We start from the raw sequence: 19,592 nt of genomic DNA on the forward strand, positions 1-19,592 counted from the left end.
GCAATTAAATGTAATTGCAACATGACATCACATTCAAACAAAATTGTAGGAGAAGGTTTAACTTACGACGACGTCCTATTAATTCCAGCTTTCTCAGAAGTACTACCTCGAGAAGTCAATATTCAAACAAAATTTACTAGAAACATTACCATTAACATACCTATAGTTTCCGCAGCTATGGATACAGTTACTGAAAGCGCTATGGCTATTGCTATTGCTAGAGAAGGTGGTATTGGAGTTCTACATAAAAACATGACAATAGCGCAACAGGCAAACGAAGTGCGCAAAGTGAAACGTGCAGAAAGTGGCATGATAACGGATCCAGTGACCCTAACCACAGAAGCGACAGTACTTGATGCCAAACAAAATATGGCGGAACATAGTATTGGAGGTATTCCAATTGTAGATGGCCAAGGTTTCTTAAAAGGCATCGTCACCAATAGAGATTTACGTTTTGAAAAAGTTGGAGAAAGACCAATTGTTGAAGTTATGACAAGTGGGAGATTAGTTACTGCTCCAGTTGGAACATCTTTACAACAAGCTGAAGTAATTTTACAAGAGCATAAGATCGAGAAATTATTGATTGTTGATGAAAATAATAAACTAGCTGGTTTAATTACTTTTAGAGATATTACGAAACTAACGCAAAAACCTATTTCAAATAAAGATGTGTATGGTCGTTTACGTGTTGCTGCAGCTCTTGGAGTAACGGCAGATGCTGTAGAACGTACAGAAGCTTTAGTGAAATCTGGTGTTGATGCAGTTATTATCGATACAGCTCATGGACATACTAAAGGTGTGGTGGCTGTTTTGAAAGCTGTAAAAGCTAAATTCCCAAAATTAGAAGTTATTGTTGGTAATATTGCCACGGCTGCGGCTGCTAAATATTTAGTTGAAGCAGGAGCCGACGCTGTAAAAGTAGGGATTGGCCCAGGATCAATTTGCACCACGCGAGTTGTTGCAGGTGTTGGTTATCCGCAATTTTCAGCAGTTTTAGAGGTTGCTAATGCTATTAAAGGTTCTGGTGTTCCCGTAATTGCAGATGGTGGTATTCGTTACACTGGAGATATTCCTAAGGCTATTGCAGCCGGAGCAGATTGTGTGATGTTAGGTTCGTTATTGGCAGGAACTAAAGAAAGCCCAGGAGAAACTATTATTTACGAAGGAAGAAAATATAAATCTTACCGAGGCATGGGATCCGTAGAGGCCATGAAACAAGGAAGTAAAGACAGATATTTTCAAGATGTTGAAGACGATATTAAAAAGTTGGTTCCAGAGGGTATTGTTGGACGTGTGCCTTATAAAGGTGAATTGTACGAAAGCATCCATCAATTTGTTGGAGGTCTAAGAGCTGGAATGGGGTATTGTGGAGCAAAAGATGTTGCTACCTTACAGGAAACAGGACAATTTATTAAGATTACTGCTTCTGGAATTAATGAAAGTCATCCTCACGATGTTACAATAACCAAAGAATCACCTAATTATTCCAGATAGATAATTTTTAGTTTTCTTATATTTTTTATAATTTTGTACCATTAAAAAATTGCATAATTATGAAACCTGAAGTTACGACAGATTTTCAAACCGGTCAAGCAGAGATATTTAAGAATCCAATATTGGAGCGTTTAACAAAAACAGATCCAATTTCGAATATTATTGTTTATGGTTTGCTTAATGCCTTTTTGGTATATGTAGCTATTGGTATTAAAGGGTTATCTGTTGTCGAATTTATAGGCTTGTTCGCTTTTGGATTGTTCTTTTGGACTTTTGCGGAATATATGCTTCATCGTTATGTGTTTCATTGGGTTACAGAAGCCAAATGGTCACAAAGATTTCATTTTGTTATGCATGGTGCTCATCATAATTATCCAACAGATAAGGATCGATTATTAATGCCTCCTGTTCCGGGTATTATTTTAGCATCTCTTCTATTTAGTGTCTTTTTTATTGTCTTTTGGATTACAGGTTATACACAATTGGTTTATGGATTTTTTCCAGGCTTCTTTATAGGCTACCTGATGTATTCGTTTGTGCACAGAGCCACTCATATAATGCGTCCTCCAAAACGTTTCAGAGATTTATGGCATCATCATAGTTTACATCATTACAAGTATCCTAATAAAGCGTTTGGAGTATCTAATACGTTTTGGGATAAAGTATTTGGAACCATGCCTCCAAAAAAGGAGAAAAGGAAACCTAATTAAAATCTTCTAATTAATCTTATTTAAAAGCAACTTAAGTTGCTCGACACCTTTAGTGGCTGTTTCAGGAATTATAGTAATTCGTTGGTTGTTTACCATTGCCGGTTTTGGGTCTATATAATAAATTGGAACATGTTGAGGAACAAAGTTCATCAGACTAGCGGCAGGATATACTTGCATAGATGTGCCTATAATTACTAAGATATCGGCTGTTTCACAAATTGTTATCGCTTTATCTATCATAGGAACAGCTTCTCCAAACCATACAATATGTGGTCTCATTTGGTATCCATTTTCACATAGATCACCCAGAAAAATATCCTTTTCACAAGGTTTAATATCATCTTCATTATAACTGCTTCTTTCTTTTAATAATTCGCCATGTAAATGAATAATTTCAGTACTTCCTGCACGTTCATGTAAATCGTCTACATTTTGGGTTACAATGGTTACCTTAAAATTCGATTCTAAATCGGCTAAGGCTTTGTGGGCTTCGTTTGGTAGTACGGTTAGTAATTGGTTTCGTCTTTCGTTATAAAAATTTAAAACCAATTCAGGGTTTTTAGAAAAACCTTCTGGCGATGCTACTTCCATAACGTCATGTCCTTCCCATAAACCATCAGCATCTCTAAAGGTTTTAATACCGCTTTCAGCACTTATTCCTGCTCCTGTAAGTACAACTAAATGTTTCATTTTGTGAATCTATAAAATTTCGTTCTTAAAATAAAATTAAAAAGGAAAGGAACTTCACTTTAAAAATTTATATATTATGTGTAATATTACAGATAATTAATTTCAGATTATGAAGAGACTATTTAAAACGTTATTTTTAGTTCTACCCTTAGTTATTTTAATGGGTTGTAGTAGCGACGATAATATTACCCCAATACCGTCGACACAAATTTCTAAAAGTTATGACGTTTCTTCCATTTACGACAACAGTGTTAATGGAACGGCTAAATTTATTAAGAATGACGATAACTCTACCACCGTTGAGTTGAAGCTTACCGGAATTCCAACGGGTATTCCACATCCTGCTTCTATTAATTATAACACAGCTGCCGAAGGTGGAGCAGTGGCTATAACCTTGGGAACTGTTAATGGAGATACTGGTTTTAGTACCATTAGTTTTTCTACACTAGACGATGGAACGCCTATTACTTACGATGACCTTTTAGGTTTTGATGGTTATGTGAACGTCCTTTATAGCGTAGATGAACCTGATAATAATATTGCCCAAGGGGATATTGGAGAAAACGAATTAACAGGAGTTTCTACCACCTATAATTTGGGAGAAAAAGATGTGCCAGGAATCTCTGGCTCGGTTATTTTTTCTCAACGTGAAAATGGAGAATCACTTGCTGTTCTTCAGCTTATCAATCCTACTTCAGGCAACATGTATCCTGCATATATGAACAATAATACAGCTGTGGAAGGCGGTTCTATAGCCTTAACGTTTAATCCGGTAGATGGAGACACTGGAATTAGTGCTACCAACGTAGTCGCCTTAGATAACGATGTGTCCTTTTTGTATATAGATATTGTTGATTTTGATGGATATATTGAAATTCAACAGAATCAAGCAACTCCCGAAATAATTGTCGCCGAAGGAGATATTGGACAGAATCAACTTACTGGTGTTGCAACGAGTTATGTTTTAGATGAAGTTGATGGCTCTAGTGCAAATGGCACAGCCACATTTTATGCAAGAAATAATGGCGAAGCTCTTGCAGTTATTCTATTACTAAACACAACCATAGACGTCATGCATCCTGCAGCTATCTATTCGAATGATATTGCATTAGGAGGAGATATTATCTTTACCTTTAATCCTGTCAATGGAAATACAGGCGTGAGTCAAACCAATGTGGCTGTTTTGAATGATAACTCCTTATTTGGTTATGCCGATGTTTTAGGTGTTAATGGTCATATTAAAGTGTTGTTAAGCGACGTGCAAGCAACAGTTATTTCTCAAGGAAATATTGGGTCTAACGACTAATACATAATAATTTAGTTTTTAAAACCTGATGTAACAGTCAGGTTTTATTATTTTTGAAAAGATGGTAGATTTAGAACTTATAGCACATTTGGAAACTTATTTAACTGAAAATCGCATTCAACGATTTGATAAAGTAATTAGGGGACGGACAAAGCATTTTACGGTTGCTACCGAAGATGTTTACCAACTGCATAATACAAGTGCCGTTATAAGAAGTTGCGATGTTTTTGGAATTCAAGAAGTTAATATTGTTGAAGAACGAAACTCCAAACGAATTGATAGAGAAATTGCTATGGGAGCCCAAAAATGGGTCGATTTAAACAGGTTTCATTCTGTTAAGGAGTGTATTCAGGATATAAAGGATAAAGGCTATCAGATTGTGGCAACAACACCTCATACTAACGATTGTTTGCTTCATGAATTCGATGTCACTAAAAAATCATGTTTTTTCTTCGGAAGAGAAACGGAAGGTCTTTCGCAAGAAGTGATCGATCAGGCAGATTGTTATTTAAAAATTCCCATGTCTGGTTTTACCGAAAGTTTAAATATTTCTGTTTCTGCAGCCATTATTTTACAGCATGTCACTACGAAATTAAAATTATCTGATATCGATTGGAAACTTTCAGAAGAAGAGCAACTTGAGAAGCGTTTGGACTGGATAAAGAAAACGATTAAAAGCTATGATGAGATCGTGGCTCGGTTTTATGAGAAGTCTTAAAAAAAACCTGGTAGGTTTTAAAAACCTGCCAGGTTTGTGTTAATACCATTATAAAGCATAAAAAAAGCAGAAAGATATCTTTCTGCTTTTTTCTATTTTTAAAGTTTCCTTTATTTAAAGTCTTCCTTTATTTTTACTTCTACTAAGAATGCGATATTCTTCATAACACTCACTAATAGCATCTAAAATCTGAAGATCGTTAGCCGTTTCTATAAAGCTTTTAGAATAGTTACATTGCCTAATAATTTCATCTAAATCAGCGCGATCTACTTGTAATAAAGCCGTTAGCATCTCTCTGTCAAACCTGTTTGCAAGAAGGGTTCTAATTTCGTCATCCTGCTTCATTTGTTTTAGCTTTCGCATTTCATTGGGTTGTTTTCCAAACATGCTATACAAAAAATCTGCTGGATTAAAAACAGCTCCAAGAACTCTAGTTACGGCATTGGAAGATGAACCTCCAGCTTCATAACCAGTTTGTAATCCTGAAATATTATAACGATAATTAGTATTAATAGGCACTTGCTTAATATCCACTTCAAGGAAACCAGTTAACTTAAATTCTGTTACTACAATTTCTTCTAAAGCAAAAGCCAACTCGGTTAATTCAATAGTTGAGCTTCCATATTTAATCCAGTCGTTTGTTACTCGAACACGAATGGACTTGAATCCTAAATAAGAAAAATGTAACGTGTCTGTTGCTTTAGCTTTAATTTCAAATTCTCCTCTAGAATTGGTAATAGTACCTTTTACTTGATTTAAATTTACAATATTAACGCTCTCAAGAGGAACACCTTCAGTTGCATTTATAACAACACCTTTTACAGTCGTCATTTCCTGACCAAACATAAAGGAGGTTCCAATAATAAAAGTAAAAAGCAAAAGTAGTTTCTTCATTTAAGATATATTGAGCATAAAAGTACTAAACTAAACGCTAAAACATTAAAGTATGTTATAATTTGACTTAAAATTAACAACTTTCTATGTTATTGCACAAAAGCTTAGCGTCTTGAACGTCTTGGTCTATCAGAATTTGAATCTGAAGATGAACTTCTTCTATCGCTTCTGTTACCTTCACTTTTAGGACTAGAGCGTCTGTCGCTTCTGCTGCTATCGCTTTTAGAACCAGAACGTCTTTCACCTCTTGGTTTGTCGCTGTTGCTACGTCTGCTAAATCCACCGCCATCACTACGTCTTTTGTTTCTGCTGGTTCCTCTACCTTTGTCTTCACTAACTTCAACATTAACAAAACGACCATCATGTTTATAATCCGTAAAGAAAGCTAATACTTTTTCTTGAAGTCCTTTTTCAGTGTTGAAGAAAGAAAAACTTTCTTTTACATCTACTTTAAAGACATCATCTCTTCCTAAATCTAGAACTTCTTTTAAGAAATCTTTTAATTTCATCCAATCGTATCCATCTTTACTTCCAACATTTATAAAGTAACGAGAATCGTTAGAACTACCACCATAATCACGTCCGCTGTCGCGTCTGTCATCACCACGATCAGAATCGCGAGAAGAGCCTTCAACATTCAGGTTTTTAGTTTTTCTATAGTAATTAAAGAATCTAGTAAATTCTACTGAGAAGAATTTTTTAATTAACTCTTCTTTGGTTGTGTCTTCAAGGAGTTCGTTGATACTAACTAAATACTTATCAATTTCATGATTAATTTCTGTAGAATGAATTTTATTAGCAAGTGACATTAATTGCACTTCGCAAATTTGCATCCCATCAGGAATTTGTTTCAATTCAAATTTCTGATTGATAATGCGTTCAATACTTTTAATTTTACGCACTTCACTTTTAGAAACAATAACCATTGAGATTCCTGTTTTTCCAGCACGACCAGTTCTTCCAGAACGGTGTGTGTAAATTTCAGGTTCATCAGGTAATTGGTAATTAATGACGTGTGTAATATCGTCCACATCAATTCCACGAGCAGCAACATCTGTTGCAACTAACATTTGAATTTGTTTGTTTCTGAAAGATTTCATCACTAAATCACGTTGATTCTGACTTAAATCTCCGTGTAAAGCTCCAGCGCTATAACCATCTTCAATTAAGTTTTCGGCTACTTTTTGAGTATCGCGTTTTGTTCTACAGAAAATGACAGAAAAGATATCTGGATTCGCATCTGATAAACGTTTTAAAGCATCATAACGATCTCTAGCGTTTACTAAATAGTACTCGTGAGATACTTGATTGGTACTTTCATTTTTATTACCTACAGTAATTTCTATAGGACTTTTCATGAATCTTTTTGCAATATTCGATACCTCTTTAGGCATGGTTGCAGAAAATAACCACGTGTTTTTGTCTTCAGGAGTATGAGATAAGATATCAGTAATATCTTCCTTGAAACCCATGTTTAACATTTCATCAGCTTCATCTAAAACTGAATACTGGATTTTAGAAATATCAACCATTCTACGGCTAATCATATCTTTCATTCTTCCAGGAGTTGCTACAATAATTTGTGCACCTCTTTTTACTTCTCTTGCTTGGTCTGTTATGCTTGCTCCACCATAAATGGCAACAACATTTAGGCCTTTACAATATTTACCATATTGCTTCATTTCGTTTGCAATTTGCAAACAAAGTTCACGAGTAGGAGATAATATTAATCCTTGGGTAGTTCTGCTATCAACATCAATTTTTTGTAGCATTGGGAAACCAAAAGCGGCTGTTTTACCAGTTCCAGTTTGTGCTAAAGCCACTAAATCTGTGTCTTGCTCTAATAAAATTGGGATTGCTTTGGTTTGTACATCACTAGGTTTTTCAAAACCTAAATCTGTAATTGCTTTTAGAAGATCTTCATTAAGACCTAATTCTTGGAATGTGCTCATTCGTTTATATAAGTATTCGATTTTGTTCTGTAGTGTTACAAAAAGAAGCGAATCGACATACTTAAACCTAAACTTCTAGTAACACATCCTCACTCTGAGGAATTTATCCATATTTGCAAAACTGCAATTGGAATTTTTTTCAAGGTGCAAATATACGATTTTATTTAATAGAATGGTTTGTTAAGTTAAAAAACTTTGTGTTAGGGTTTTAGGGTCTAATTGTTAAGTTGATGCTGGTGAATAAATTGTTTTTTTAACACAGCATATTGCTATATGCTGTCTTATTAATCCATCATTTGGTGATTTAATTTCTTAAATTCAGCTAACAGCTTATTTAGCTTAGCATTTTGTTTTTTTATGGCATGTGGTCTTAAATAAAACCAATTGATAAGAATCCAGAGTGTCGTTATTTCATAAGTAATTATGCCCCAGGTTATTGTCATTTTTAAAACATACTCAAAAAGGTATAGTCCAATGCCTAAAGAAAGAATAATGAAATAGACACTTAACATGGTTGTTTGTTGGAATATTTGTTTTTCTTTTAATTCTATAAATTGTTGAAGGAATTCCTTGCTATTAGGTTCCGACTTATTCTTGAATAATAAAGACAACTGTCTATTATAAGGTAATAAAAAAATGATCATGGCAGAAATAGTAAATATAATTCCAATTTTAGTTGTTACTAATTCAGGTTGAAAATAATACCAAATAAAGCCAATGAATATGGAGGTTAAAAGGAGCATAAGATTAACCGCTATTAGTTTGTATAGATTGTTTCGTTTAAATCTATTGGCCATATTGTAAAGTGTTTTAACTTCTGGAATCTCACTTTCCTGTTTGTTCCATATGTTTTTAAAATCTATATTAGTGTCCATTATTTTTAAATTTTAGTGTTAATTTTTCTTTTATTCTGTGAATTTTAACTCTAACGTTACCTTCTGAAATACCAACTATTTTAGCTATTTCTTTTTGATTAATATCTTCCAACTCCAAGGATATGATGATTCGATCCAATTCTTGTAGTTCAGAAATACATTGATATAAAAATTGTAAATCGTTCTCTATATTTACTTCAGAAGTGTCTGCGTTAATCTCTATTGGCAATTCAGATTTAGGCATTTTATTTTCCTTCTGAATTTGACGTAAACACGTATTAGAGGCAATTCTAAAGATCCAAGTACCAATGGAAGATTCATTTCTAAACTTCGGTAATTGTTGCCATATTTTTATAAATGTTTCTTGAGTTAAATCTTTCGCAGAATCTGTATCATTTACATAACCCATACATAGCCTGAAAACCTTTTGCCAATATGTATTATAGATGGTTTCAAAATTCATTATTCCGTCCATTTTTTTAAGGCGTTAATAAATTGAGTTTGTTGGTCTATAAAAACGTTATGAGAACAATTGTTTATGTACTCCAAATGCTCTGAACCTATTAAATTTTCAATGTTTTTAACTTGATGTTTAGAGAACAGACCATCATCTTTACCATAGAGTCCGTAAACAAGAGTGCTGTTCTTTAGAACGTGTTTTATGTTTTCTTTTAAATCTAAGGTTGTATAATTTTCGTTTTTCCAGAACCCTCTTGGAGCTTCATAAGTCATTTTAGAACTGTATTTTATAAGCAATGAATCTGTTGCAAACTTCGAGTAAATATTTACGGCTTCTTGTGTGGGTTCTTTTGGATAATAGAAACCATTTTGCATGGCGTGACTAAAACAATACGAACTATACTCAATGGAGCTTTTATCCATTTTCTCAAGCATACTTATATAGTTTAGATTAACGGAATCTTTTTTCCTGATGTAAATTGATTTTGAAGATTCTAATATGGTGCTAAGTGTTTCTTGCATAGATATTGGCGCTCCAACAAGTATTATAGATTTTACTTTGTTTGGATATTTTTCGGCATATAAGGTAGCGATTACGCCTCCAAAACTATGTCCAATTAGGGTTGCTGATTTTAAATAATATGTTGCATAAATTGAATTGAGATCTTCAAAAGTTTCATTAAAAGTGAATGAGGCATTTTTGTCTGGAGACCTGCCTTCACCACGTCTGTCGTAAACAATAACATAAAAACCATTTTCTGAAAGTTTTTGAGCTGTTGTCACTTCGAAACCCACAGAATTATATCCTGGTCCACCATGAAGGTAAATTAATGGCTTATCATTTGGATTACCATAAGAAGTTGAAAAAATGGTTTGAGAGTTAACTACCATTGTAGATATTATAAATGCGAATAATATGAGTCTTTTTTTCATTTCCTTTATTTATTCTTTAGATACCAGGAATGTCAAAATGTTACAAATTATTTTTAAATCGCATAAAATAGTATCTAGAATTTCAAAACGAAATAAGTTAACAGAAAACTACAACCTATAATCACAATATTGATAATTGCCCGAATAACCCATGCCTGGCTTGAGAAATTGTGATCAAGAAATTGAGTTATTAAAACAACTAATCCCATTATTGAAAACCAGATAGTAAAGAATAACGAGGTGCTTTCACGAAATAGTAAAGTTATAGTATCGTGAATCAGACCACAAAAAATAAACGTGAATAATAGGGCAATGCTAATAGGGAAAATTTTCTTGAGAGGTTTAAAAATAAAATATCCTAAATAATAACCGAATATGGGATTCCAATAATTCCAAAATGTAGTGAAGTTTTTCGCGCCTAAAGAACGGTATAGATTATTTCTCAATGATTTTGGACTTCCAAGAGATACACCATTCCTTTTCTTGATATATTCGGTTAAAGTCATCTAAATTTAATCTGTTTTTTTATTTTTTTATGGATTGTGAAAACCTAAATGTTATTCAGGAAATCAACCAGTTGTTTTACAGCTTTCCCTCTATGACCTATCACATTTTTTTCATCTAGAGAAATTTCAGCAAAGGTTTTTGTGTAGCCTTTTGCTTTAAAAATCGGGTCGTAACCAAAACCATGTTCTCCTTGTTTTTGATGGGTGATTTCACCTTCACAAATACCTGTAAATGTTTTTAATTGGCCGTTTAAAACAAGCGCGATAACAGTTTTAAATTGGGCTTCCCGGTTGGGTTTATCCTTTAGGTTTTCGAGTAATAAATTCATATTGTCGTTCGAATCGCGTTGTTCTCCAGCATATCTGGCTGAATAAACTCCTGGTTCGTTATTTAACGCCACAACTTCTAAACCTGTGTCGTCTGCAAAACAATCATAACCATAATTTTCTTTAATGTATGTGGCTTTTTGAATGGCATTGCCTTCAATAGTTTCCTGCGTTTCTGGCACATCTTCCAAACATTGTATGTCTTTTAAATTAAGTAATTGAACATATTCTGGAATTAATAATTGGACTTCTTTTAGTTTGTTAAGATTGTTTGTAGCAAAGACAAGTTTCATAGAAATAAAGTTTTTTTAAAAAGAGATGTGATTTAATTTCAAAACAACGTAAAATAATATTAAATTCATTGAATATTTAATAATTAAATTTTAAAAACACCCAATCATTTATGTTTAAGCGGTTTATAATATTTGTTTGTTTTCTTTGTTTATCCGTTTCTTTACATGCGCAAAAAATAAGAAAATCAGACTCTTTAAATGTTAAGGAGACTATAGATACGTTACTTATTGATCGTGACATGAATAATTGGTCTATTAGGGTTTTTGCGAATTATAAAGGACAAAAATTCACATTAAAAGACGGCTCAGATAAATTGTCTTTTGTTCCTAATAATAAATTTGGGGTTGGAGTTGGTTTAGGAACCAGTAAATTAATTGTGGATATCGCTGTTAATTTAAAGGGAAGCAAAGAAGATCAAACGAAACGATTTGATATGCAAGGGTCTTTGATTCTTGGAGATAATAACTTGATTGGTATATTAGTTCAAAGGTATAAAGGATTTAATGTGTACAATAATTTTAATGAACCTGAAGCCTTTAGAGATGATATTTTGTCCGTATCTGTTGGCCTTAGCTATTTATACACTTTAAATGATATTTCATTCTCAGCAAATGTAGTAGAAACGAGACTTGAAAAACTAAACAAGAAACATTTTATGACTGTAGGGTTTGGTGGTTTTTTAATTTATGATGATTTTTCTGCTAATAGTTCTGTGATTCCTGAAGATTCTACTTTTAATAATGGGCAACCTATAGATGAATTTAGAGGCTATGGGCTAGGGGTTTCTTGCGGGTTTATGTCGCTTTTTATATTGCCTAAAAACTTTTTCGCTTCTTTAAATGCCATTCCCGGAATTGGTGTGATGAGTAAGAGTGTGTCTTCAAGTTTGACCGATAATAAAGTATCAAATCCTATGTTATACCGATTGGATTTTGATGCCGGAATCGGATATAACTGGGATCGATTTTATTCGACTTTATCCTACGGAAGTGGTATTTATACAACCAATCTAAATAATGGCATGAATTATCTTTTTAGTAATACAAAAGCTAAACTGGCAATAGGTTATAAAATTAGAACCAATAAAAAACTTAAGACTCCTTTTTAATTGGATTTTTCTTCAACATTTTTAAGTACATATTTTCAACCTTGGTTCTTGCCCAGGGTGTACGTCTTAAAAACTTCAAACTCGATTTAACGGTAGGATTATCCTTAAAACATCGAATGTTTATAGTATGTCCCATGTATTCCCAACCATAATGTGCTTCAAGGTCTGTAACTATCTGTTCCAGTTTTACACCATGTAAAGGGTTGTTTGGTTGTGTTTCCATTAAAAATTAAGATCTATTGCTACCTCTATTAGAACGTCTGGAATTACTAGGTTTATTACTAGTGGCTTTATTAGATTTGCTTGAACTTTGAGAGCGTTTGCTCGGATTGTTTGAACGTTGAGTTCGTCCACCACCTTGTTTTTTAGGTTCGGTAGAAGCATTCGGGTCAGGTTCAAAACCTTCTAAAATGTCTACAGGAATTTTCATTCCTACTAATTTCTCAATATCTCTTAAATAAGTAGTTTCATCAGCGCTTACCAAAGAAATGGCTTCCCCACTTGCTCCAGCACGACCTGTTCTACCAATTCTGTGTACGTAATCTTCAGAAATATTAGGAAGTTCAAAATTAACAACATGTGGCAATAAAGGAATGTCTAATCCACGAGCAGCAATATCTGTTGCTACCAACACACGAACACTTCCATTTTTAAAACCGGCTAATGCTTTAGTTCTGGCTCCTTGACTTTTATTACCATGAATGGCTGCAGCTGAAATTCCTGAGCTATCCATCTTTTTACACAGCTTATTAGCACCATGTTTGGTTCTTGTAAAAACTAAAACTTGTTTCCAGTTTCCTTCAGAGATCAATTTGATAATTAAATCGGTTTTCTTACCACTTGCTACACGATATACTTTTTGAGCAATAGCATCTACTGTAGAGTTCTCAGGTGTTGCTTCCACATAAACTGGATGATGCAAGATCCCATTCGCTAGTTTTCGGATGTCTTTTGAAAAGGTAGCAGAAAACATCAAATTCTGACGTTTTGCCGGCATCATTTTCATAATACGTTCAATATCACGTAAAAAGCCCATGTCAAGCATTCTGTCGGCTTCATCTAAAACCAATATTTCAACTCTTTTTAAAGAAAGAAGACCTTGGTTTTCTAAATCGATTAAACGTCCAGGAGTTGCTACTAAAACATCTATTCCTTGACGAATAGTCGCAGCTTGTGGTTTCTGGTTTACACCTCCAAAAATTACGGCACTTCTTAAATTTAAAAATTCGCTGTACTCTTTTACATTCGCATAAACTTGAGCAGCCAACTCACGAGTTGGTGTTAAAATTAATGCACGAATAGGTCTAAATTTTGTCTTTTCGGTTTCCGAAAGTATATGAAGTAGAGGTAATGTAAATCCTGCTGTTTTTCCAGTCCCAGTTTGGGCAGATGCCAAAACATCTTTTCCTTGTAAAATAGGAGGAATGGCTTTTAGTTGAATAGGAGATGGTTCATTATATCCTTTTTTGCTGACAGCTTTAAGAATGGCTTCAGAAAGGCCTAATGTTTTAAATGACATATGTGATTTTTGATGAATGACACTGAATATGTCATTTTTATTTTGGGTGCAAAGTTACAGCTATTTTTTTCGATGTTGTGGTTTTTATTAGATATAATGACGATTTAGACTTGGGATTCTTGTTTTTTAGATATAGAATATGTCACTTTTAGTTTCTTTTAGAAAATAAACCAGCCAATTAAAAGCTGAATTTTCAAACTTCTTTTGAAGCCAATAGCGTGAGCAATCAAAATCTCAAAGAATATTTTTTATAGAATCAAAAAGAAAATCTCTTCCTTGGTGAGCAATAGAGTTAAGTCATTAATTATTAGGTTGTTCAATAAGATGGTAACCTTAATTTAAATGACATTGTTTTTATGTATCTTTGAATCAGGTGTTTAATATGGATTCATAACAACTTTTAAAATGAAAAACTTAGTATATTTTTTAGTTTGTATTTTAATTATTTCATGTAAAAATGAAGTCAAAAAAACCGATGCACTTGGGGTTGTAGAATTTCAGGTAACCGGAAATAATGAGGCTCAAGCCTCTTTTGAAAAAGGGCTTTTATTACTTCATAGTTTTGAATACGATGACGCTAGAGAAGCGTTTTTAGAAGCTCAAAAAAAAGATCCCAACATGGCTATGGCTTATTGGGGAGAAGCCATGACATATAATCATACTATTTGGGGAGAACAAGATTATGATGCTGGATTTTTGGCTGTTGAAAAAATAAGTCATTTTCAAGATTCTGACTTGTATTCTCCAGTTGAACAAGGATTAATTGGAGCAGTTATAGTTCTTTACACACCAAAAACGGCAAAGCTTGAAAGAGATGTAGCCTATAAAAATTATATGAAATCGCTTTATAAAACCTATCCGGAAAATCAGGAAATAGCAGCGTTTTATGCCATTTCACTTTTAGGTTCGGTTCCAGAAGGTCGAGACGATGCTATTTATGGACAAGGAGCGGAAATAGCGAAAAAAGTGCTTGAGAAAAACCCTAATCATCCAGGAGCGCTTCATTATTTAATACATTCATACGACGATCCTTACCATGCGGCTTTGGCAATTGATGCTGCAAATAGCTATTCTAAAGTGGCCCCAGATGCCAGTCATGCCTTGCACATGCCTTCTCATATCTATGTGGCATTGGGAATGTGGGACGAAGTTATTAATTCCAACATAGATTCTTATCAGGCAAGTTTAAATAGAATGAAGCGTAAGGAATTAGACAACAATGCTCGTGGCTATCATGCCTATCATTGGTTAGAATATGGTTATTTGCAAATAGGTGAATTTGAAAAGGCTAAACAAATGGTTTTAGATATGGAATCTTATGCAAAAGAAACGCCTTCAGATAGAACAAATATGTATTTAGCGTTCTTAAAAGGTACTTATTTGGTGGAATCCAATCAATGGGATTCTTCAATTGCTGATATGGATATCGATGTTTCGAATTTACATCTAACAGCGCAAGCTCAATATTATTTTATAGAAGGTTATGAAGCCTTTGTAGAAAAAAATGCAGAAAAAATAGAAACTTTAATTGAAATTCTTTCAGCCGAAATAGATAAAGAATCTTTATTAGTGGAAAATATTAGCGATGGTTTTACAGTCTGTTCTTCGCTTAGTAGAAGTGCTCCAACACAATCAAACATCGATCAATCCTTGATTATGTTAAACCAATTAAAAGCTTTAAATGGATGGTTAGAAAATGATGTTCTTAATACAGAAAACTTGTTAAAGGAAACGATTCTTCAAGAACAAAACCTAAGTTATAGTTATGGCCCACCAGTAATTCAAAAGCCAACGAGCGAATTGTATGCCGATTGGCTAATAACTCAAAAAAGATATTCTGAAGCTATCTATCAGTATACCGCAACTTTAGAAAGGGCAACAAATAGAAGATTGGCTCTTGAGGGTATCGAAAAAGCAACAAAATTATCTGTACAAGGCAAAATGGAAATCTAATATTACGGTTTTAGTAGGTGTGCTTTTATGTAGTTCGTAAAAATAAATATTGTTTTTAACGTTTGGTAAATGGTTTGTTGCGTGTTTAAGCAACTAATTTAGTAAACAAATCACAGATAGAAAATTTCAGCGGAATTTTCGTATGTAAGCTAGAACTTAAGCAATAAATTATATACTGCTTAAGTTAGCATTTTAATAAAAACACTAAATTAAGGCATATAAATTAGAAAGAATAAAAGAGAGAATTAAGGTTAGTATATACAGTGAAGCTTTGACTTCGACAACATTGATAATCCTCTCTCTTTTCTACTAAAAATCACGTTCAGTTCTGTGAGACCTAGATCTCGTTTTCAAGTTGTTGTGAGTCAAGTAGGTTATTCTTTCATAAATCATTTCTTATGAATAAATATACAGAAACTTTTGGAATTGACATTAGTAAAGATGTCTTTGATTGTTATGGCAGTAAACAAGGTCATTTGCAGTTTAAGAACACAGAACATGGTTTTATTAAGTTTCTACAATTATTAGACGATAATACTTTGATTGTTATGGAAGCAACTGGTTATTATCATTACAGATTGGCTCAGTTTCTACACAAGAAAAAGCAAGTGGTATCTGTGGTCAATCCATTGTCTGTAAAGCGTTTCATTCAAATGAAATTAGCAAAAGTAAAAACGGATAAAAGTGATGCAAAGGCAATCTGTGAATATGGGATTATTAATGAAGTTCCATTGTATAATGCACTTACAGAAGTTCAAAGTGAATGCTTACAGTTATTTAGATTGATGGATAGTTTTTTAAAGAAAAGAACAGCGACCAAAAACAAGATCCATGGAGAAGAGGTCTTAGGGATTCCATCTAAGTGGGTGTATCGTTCATTAAAAAGAGATCTTAAACATTTAGATAAAGAGCTTTTAGGAATAGAGAAGCAACTTCTGTCATTAGTAAAACAAGACCAGCAAATACAATTAACTTTATTACAAAGCATACCAGGAATAGGGCTTAAAACTGCTTTATTCTTAATTGTAATAACTGATGGATTTAAGAAGTTTGAAACAGCCTCCCAATTATGTAGTTATGTAGGCATAACACCAACAATTAGAGAATCTGGAAGCAGTGTCAGAGGCAGAAGTAAAATAAGTAAAGTTGGAAACAGAAAATTGAGGAACCTATTATTCCTATGTTCATTTAGTGCCTGTAAGCAAAATAAGGCTTGTAAAAATATTTATGAACGAATTGTAAATAAAGGAAAAAGTAAGAAGTTAGCGCTAATTGCAGTCTCTAATAAATTACTAAAACAAAGTTTTGCTATTGCAAAATCTGGTTTACCATATGATGAAACTTACGTCTCAGTTCTGTCTAAATAAATAGCCTGAAATAGTAAAATAGAGAGCTTAAAATACTAAATCATAGAATTTTGAGCATGGAATAATAGTGAATAAAATTAATGAAGAAACTGCTTGTTTTTCAACTCAGTTCTTTGTTGTATGCTGGTGTTTATATTTAACAGTAAGTTTATTCCTCAACAAATCTAACCTTTTTGTTTTCTTATAACCCTTTAAAATATTAAGGTATGCGTTTATAATACATAAGAGTTATTTTTCTTTTCATAAGCTATTGTGGTTGAAGGCCCATGACCAGTATAAACAATAGTTGCATCGGGCTTAATTAATAATTTCTTTTTAATACCATCTACTAAAGTATTTAAGTTGCCATATGGTACTTCCGTATGACCAATATTCCCCTTGAAAAGAACATCTCCCCCAATCATAAAATCTTGCTGTTCACAGTAAAGGACTATACTTCCTGGTGAATGACCTGGTACATGAATAATCACAAACGTTGATGTTCCTAAGGTTAACGTATCTCCTTCTTTGACATAATTGGTTAATGGAGATACGGGTTCCATATGAAGATTAAACCAGCCAGCCATCTCTGGAATTCTTGGCATAAGTAAATTAGTTTCTTTATGACCTATTAAAGGAACTTTCCATTGCTTTAATGCAAAATTAACGCCTGCTACGTGGTCAAAATGTGCATGTGTCAGCACGATTTTAGTAACATTTAATTGCTCTTTTTCTATAAAAGAAACTAGTATTTGTTCTTCTTCTGTATTCCAACAACCTGGATCTATAAGAATGCAATCTTTGGTTTCAGAGTCCCAAAGCACATAAGTGTTTACTTGTACAGGATTAAATGGAAATACTTGTATCTGAATCATAATTTCATATATTTATCATAGAATTCGCCAAACGAATCGTACGTAAATTTTACCGCATCTTTAGAGATTTGAGCATTAGGAACGTAAGCATCAAAACCGTGATATGCACCTTTATATAATTTGAATTTCACATCAATATCTTCCTGTTTCAAAGCATCAATGTAAGCAATTGTTTCATCCTTAAATGGTTCCATATCACCCACAAATGAGATGGTTGGAGGGAAGTTGGTGTAATCTTTATTTCTTGCTGCTGCTGCGTAGGCAGGAACATTTTTATTGTTAACTCGAATATCTTTTAAATAAGAATCCCACCCTTTTTTATTTGATTTTGTATTCCAAACAGGAACCGATGTCATCTCTTTAGCCGAATTAGTATTCTGAAGGTCATCTATCATTGGATAGAATGGCATTTGAAAAGCTATGTTAAAATCACCTGTATCTCTTGCTTTTAGAGTAACAGCTGCTGTTAATCCACCACCACCACTATGACCAGCTACCATAAAATTATCATCATAAATGCCGAGTTCATCAGCATTTTCTTTTGCCCACAACAACGTGTCATAGCAATCATTAAAAGCAGCTGGATATGGAGCGTCTAAAGCTTTTCTATAAGCAGGAGCGATAACTATACATGGTCTTTTTTCAATAAATTGTTTAATAATATCAAGATTCGGCATCATTTCTGGACTTCCTAAAATATAACCTCCACCATGTATATATTGTAATAAAGGTAATTTTCCTTTGGCATTTAACGGTTTAAAAATACGTACTCTAATATCTGGTCCACCATTTTTACTTGGAATAAAGCGCTCTTCATTATGTAGTCCTTTTATTTTTTTTCCATTAAACATACGAGCTGAGAAATTCATCATCTTAATACCCCAATTTCTACTTGCCAAATAAGTAAAGGATTTTAATGGCGTGTACATAGACTGAAGTCCTTTGTCTATTTTGTTTTTCATAATTTTTATATATTTTAATTTGCTAAAACCTCGGCTAACACTTGCTTATAACTTGCAACAGATTGTGCTCCACCAACAGGTTCTGAGTCATTAAAATACATGGTTGGCACACCTGATACTCCTTGGTTTTTCCAATATTGTAATTGTTGTTCAACGTGCTTACGAGCTTCTGTATCATCTAATTTTTTAATCCCTTCATCAGCGTTCAGTCCAACAGCCAGTAATTCCTTATATAGAACATCTTTGTCAGATATATCCTTTCGTTCGCTGAAAAAAGATGCTACTAAACGCGAATTTAATTCGGTCTGCAAGCCATAACCTTTGGCATAGTCTAGTAAAATATGTACATTTTTTGTATTCATCACTTTCATGCCATCAAAAAGATCAAATTTAAAGCCTTCAGCCTCAGCCATAGCAGCTAAGCGTAATTTATGTACATCTGTTTCTTCTTTGCTTGCTCCATATTTTTGCGACCTGTATAGATATTGGTCTATGCCTTCTGCAGGCAAACCTGGGTTTAATTCAAAAGGTTCCCATATGATTTCTACTTTATCTTGTAATTCCATTTCGGTAATTGCTTGCTGAAGTCTTTTGTATCCAATAAGACACCAAGGACAAACCACATCTGAAACGATGTTTATTTTTATCTTATCTGACATTTTTTCTAGTTT

The 19,592-nt window shown here is 33.5% G+C and carries 19 protein-coding genes; 7 read left to right on the plus strand and 12 right to left on the minus strand.

All coding sequences use genetic code 11. From position 1 onward, the window contains the following. The first annotated feature begins 21 nt into the window (after nucleotides 1-21). Nucleotides 22-1,494 (plus strand): IMP dehydrogenase, encoded by a 1,473-nt coding sequence (gene guaB / locus IEV77_RS16670; RefSeq protein WP_188466888.1) that lies wholly within the window; start codon nucleotides 22-24, stop codon nucleotides 1,492-1,494. Nucleotides 1,495-1,553: 59 nt separating this feature from the next. Continuing rightward, the gene (locus IEV77_RS16675) at nucleotides 1,554-2,204 is read left to right on the plus strand and encodes a sterol desaturase family protein (protein ID WP_188466890.1); all 651 of its coding nucleotides are present in this window, start codon (nucleotides 1,554-1,556) and stop codon (nucleotides 2,202-2,204) included. Nucleotides 2,205-2,210: 6 nt separating this feature from the next. On the opposite strand, the gene IEV77_RS16680 is transcribed toward IEV77_RS16675, so the two are convergent. After that, the gene (locus tag IEV77_RS16680) at nucleotides 2,211-2,894 is read right to left on the minus strand and encodes an SIR2 family NAD-dependent protein deacylase (RefSeq protein WP_188466892.1); all 684 of its coding nucleotides are present in this window, start codon (nucleotides 2,892-2,894) and stop codon (nucleotides 2,211-2,213) included. 109 nt (nucleotides 2,895-3,003) lie between these two features. On the opposite strand from IEV77_RS16680, the gene IEV77_RS16685 reads away from it, so the two are divergent. Next, nucleotides 3,004-4,200 (plus strand): hypothetical protein, encoded by a 1,197-nt coding sequence (locus IEV77_RS16685; protein WP_188466894.1) that lies wholly within the window; start codon nucleotides 3,004-3,006, stop codon nucleotides 4,198-4,200. 61 nt (nucleotides 4,201-4,261) lie between these two features. Further along, complete coding sequence (locus IEV77_RS16690) at nucleotides 4,262-4,918, plus strand: TrmH family RNA methyltransferase (RefSeq protein ID WP_188466896.1); 657 nt, start codon at nucleotides 4,262-4,264, stop codon at nucleotides 4,916-4,918. A 114-nt stretch (nucleotides 4,919-5,032) separates the two neighbouring features. Here IEV77_RS16690 and IEV77_RS16695 read toward each other — a convergent pair whose 3' ends face one another. From IEV77_RS16695 to IEV77_RS16720, 6 genes are all read right to left on the minus strand, one after another. Further along, nucleotides 5,033-5,812, minus strand: coding sequence for a carboxypeptidase-like regulatory domain-containing protein (locus tag IEV77_RS16695; RefSeq protein WP_188466898.1), 780 nt, complete (start codon nucleotides 5,810-5,812; stop codon nucleotides 5,033-5,035). 104 nt (nucleotides 5,813-5,916) lie between these two features. Continuing rightward, entirely contained in the window at nucleotides 5,917-7,764 is a 1,848-nt protein-coding gene (locus IEV77_RS16700; protein WP_188466900.1) for a DEAD/DEAH box helicase, read from the minus strand. Between the two features lie 284 nt (nucleotides 7,765-8,048). Beyond that, nucleotides 8,049-8,639: a hypothetical protein gene (locus IEV77_RS16705; protein ID WP_188466902.1), complete on the minus strand. Its 591-nt coding sequence runs from the start codon at nucleotides 8,637-8,639 to the stop codon at nucleotides 8,049-8,051. Then, nucleotides 8,629-9,102 carry an RNA polymerase sigma factor gene (locus tag IEV77_RS16710; protein WP_188467102.1) on the minus strand — a complete coding sequence of 158 codons (474 nt, stop codon included), beginning with the start codon at nucleotides 9,100-9,102 and terminating at the stop codon, nucleotides 8,629-8,631. Before IEV77_RS16710 ends, IEV77_RS16705 begins: the two co-directional genes overlap by 11 nt. Beyond that, the gene (locus IEV77_RS16715) at nucleotides 9,102-10,031 is read right to left on the minus strand and encodes an alpha/beta hydrolase (RefSeq protein ID WP_188466904.1); all 930 of its coding nucleotides are present in this window, start codon (nucleotides 10,029-10,031) and stop codon (nucleotides 9,102-9,104) included. The genes IEV77_RS16710 and IEV77_RS16715 overlap by 1 nt, the downstream gene beginning before the upstream one ends. Before the next feature lie 550 nt (nucleotides 10,032-10,581). Next, complete coding sequence (locus tag IEV77_RS16720; RefSeq protein ID WP_188466906.1) at nucleotides 10,582-11,157, minus strand: non-canonical purine NTP diphosphatase; 576 nt, start codon at nucleotides 11,155-11,157, stop codon at nucleotides 10,582-10,584. 110 nt (nucleotides 11,158-11,267) lie between these two features. Here IEV77_RS16720 and IEV77_RS16725 point away from each other — a divergent pair, with 110 nt between their 5' ends. After that, complete coding sequence (locus IEV77_RS16725) at nucleotides 11,268-12,266, plus strand: DUF4421 family protein (RefSeq protein WP_188466908.1); 999 nt, start codon at nucleotides 11,268-11,270, stop codon at nucleotides 12,264-12,266. Here the strand turns inward: IEV77_RS16725 and IEV77_RS16730 are convergent. Both IEV77_RS16730 and IEV77_RS16735 read right to left on the minus strand, forming a co-directional pair. Then, nucleotides 12,250-12,489: a VF530 family protein gene (locus tag IEV77_RS16730; protein ID WP_188466910.1), complete on the minus strand. Its 240-nt coding sequence runs from the start codon at nucleotides 12,487-12,489 to the stop codon at nucleotides 12,250-12,252. The two genes, IEV77_RS16725 and IEV77_RS16730, sit on opposite strands and share 17 nt — an antisense overlap. 6 nt (nucleotides 12,490-12,495) lie before the next feature. Further along, a complete protein-coding gene (locus IEV77_RS16735) occupies nucleotides 12,496-13,785 on the minus strand; it encodes a DEAD/DEAH box helicase (protein WP_188466912.1) in 1,290 nt (429 codons plus the stop codon). Nucleotides 13,786-14,190: 405 nt separating this feature from the next. On the opposite strand from IEV77_RS16735, the gene IEV77_RS16740 reads away from it, so the two are divergent. Further along, nucleotides 14,191-15,738, plus strand: a complete 1,548-nt coding sequence (locus tag IEV77_RS16740) for a tetratricopeptide repeat protein (protein ID WP_188466914.1) — start codon at nucleotides 14,191-14,193, stop codon at nucleotides 15,736-15,738. A 398-nt stretch (nucleotides 15,739-16,136) separates the two neighbouring features. Next, on the plus strand, nucleotides 16,137-17,105 hold the full coding sequence (locus tag IEV77_RS16745; protein ID WP_188466916.1) for an IS110 family RNA-guided transposase: 969 nt from the start codon (nucleotides 16,137-16,139) through the stop codon (nucleotides 17,103-17,105). 212 nt (nucleotides 17,106-17,317) lie between these two features. Here IEV77_RS16745 and IEV77_RS16750 read toward each other — a convergent pair whose 3' ends face one another. Genes IEV77_RS16750 through IEV77_RS16760 form a run of 3 tightly spaced genes read right to left on the minus strand, consistent with a single transcriptional unit; the run spans nucleotide 17,318 to nucleotide 19,580 of the window. Then, nucleotides 17,318-17,959, minus strand: coding sequence for an MBL fold metallo-hydrolase (locus IEV77_RS16750; protein WP_188466918.1), 642 nt, complete (start codon nucleotides 17,957-17,959; stop codon nucleotides 17,318-17,320). Further along, a complete protein-coding gene (locus IEV77_RS16755; RefSeq protein WP_229736708.1) occupies nucleotides 17,956-18,921 on the minus strand; it encodes an alpha/beta hydrolase in 966 nt (321 codons plus the stop codon). Before IEV77_RS16755 ends, IEV77_RS16750 begins: the two co-directional genes overlap by 4 nt. Nucleotides 18,922-18,935: 14 nt before the next feature. After that, nucleotides 18,936-19,580: a DsbA family oxidoreductase gene (locus IEV77_RS16760; RefSeq protein WP_188466920.1), complete on the minus strand. Its 645-nt coding sequence runs from the start codon at nucleotides 19,578-19,580 to the stop codon at nucleotides 18,936-18,938. Nucleotides 19,581-19,592: the final 12 nt, after the last annotated feature.

The sequence above is a fragment of the Xanthomarina arctica genome (assembly GCF_014638915.1).
GTDB classification, from domain to species: domain Bacteria; phylum Bacteroidota; class Bacteroidia; order Flavobacteriales; family Flavobacteriaceae; genus Xanthomarina; species Xanthomarina arctica.

Bases quoted from the DNA above. Each gene is read 5' to 3' on its own strand.
- guaB (WP_188466888.1), top strand. From the start codon at position 22: ATGACATCACATTCAAACAAAATTGTAGGAGAAGGTTTAACTTACGAC.
- IEV77_RS16675 (WP_188466890.1), top strand. From the start codon at position 1,554: ATGAAACCTGAAGTTACGACAGATTTTCAAACCGGTCAAGCAGAGATA.
- IEV77_RS16680 (WP_188466892.1), bottom strand. From the start codon at position 2,894: ATGAAACATTTAGTTGTACTTACAGGAGCAGGAATAAGTGCTGAAAGC.
- IEV77_RS16685 (WP_188466894.1), top strand. From the start codon at position 3,004: ATGAAGAGACTATTTAAAACGTTATTTTTAGTTCTACCCTTAGTTATT.
- IEV77_RS16690 (WP_188466896.1), top strand. From the start codon at position 4,262: ATGGTAGATTTAGAACTTATAGCACATTTGGAAACTTATTTAACTGAA.
- IEV77_RS16695 (WP_188466898.1), bottom strand. From the start codon at position 5,812: ATGAAGAAACTACTTTTGCTTTTTACTTTTATTATTGGAACCTCCTTT.
- IEV77_RS16700 (WP_188466900.1), bottom strand. From the start codon at position 7,764: ATGAGCACATTCCAAGAATTAGGTCTTAATGAAGATCTTCTAAAAGCA.
- IEV77_RS16705 (WP_188466902.1), bottom strand. From the start codon at position 8,639: ATGGACACTAATATAGATTTTAAAAACATATGGAACAAACAGGAAAGT.
- IEV77_RS16710 (WP_188467102.1), bottom strand. From the start codon at position 9,102: ATGAATTTTGAAACCATCTATAATACATATTGGCAAAAGGTTTTCAGG.
- IEV77_RS16715 (WP_188466904.1), bottom strand. From the start codon at position 10,031: ATGAAAAAAAGACTCATATTATTCGCATTTATAATATCTACAATGGTA.
- IEV77_RS16720 (WP_188466906.1), bottom strand. From the start codon at position 11,157: ATGAAACTTGTCTTTGCTACAAACAATCTTAACAAACTAAAAGAAGTC.
- IEV77_RS16725 (WP_188466908.1), top strand. From the start codon at position 11,268: ATGTTTAAGCGGTTTATAATATTTGTTTGTTTTCTTTGTTTATCCGTT.
- IEV77_RS16730 (WP_188466910.1), bottom strand. From the start codon at position 12,489: ATGGAAACACAACCAAACAACCCTTTACATGGTGTAAAACTGGAACAG.
- IEV77_RS16735 (WP_188466912.1), bottom strand. From the start codon at position 13,785: ATGTCATTTAAAACATTAGGCCTTTCTGAAGCCATTCTTAAAGCTGTC.
- IEV77_RS16740 (WP_188466914.1), top strand. From the start codon at position 14,191: ATGAAAAACTTAGTATATTTTTTAGTTTGTATTTTAATTATTTCATGT.
- IEV77_RS16745 (WP_188466916.1), top strand. From the start codon at position 16,137: ATGAATAAATATACAGAAACTTTTGGAATTGACATTAGTAAAGATGTC.
- IEV77_RS16750 (WP_188466918.1), bottom strand. From the start codon at position 17,959: ATGATTCAGATACAAGTATTTCCATTTAATCCTGTACAAGTAAACACT.
- IEV77_RS16755 (WP_229736708.1), bottom strand. From the start codon at position 18,921: ATGAAAAACAAAATAGACAAAGGACTTCAGTCTATGTACACGCCATTA.
- IEV77_RS16760 (WP_188466920.1), bottom strand. From the start codon at position 19,580: ATGTCAGATAAGATAAAAATAAACATCGTTTCAGATGTGGTTTGTCCT.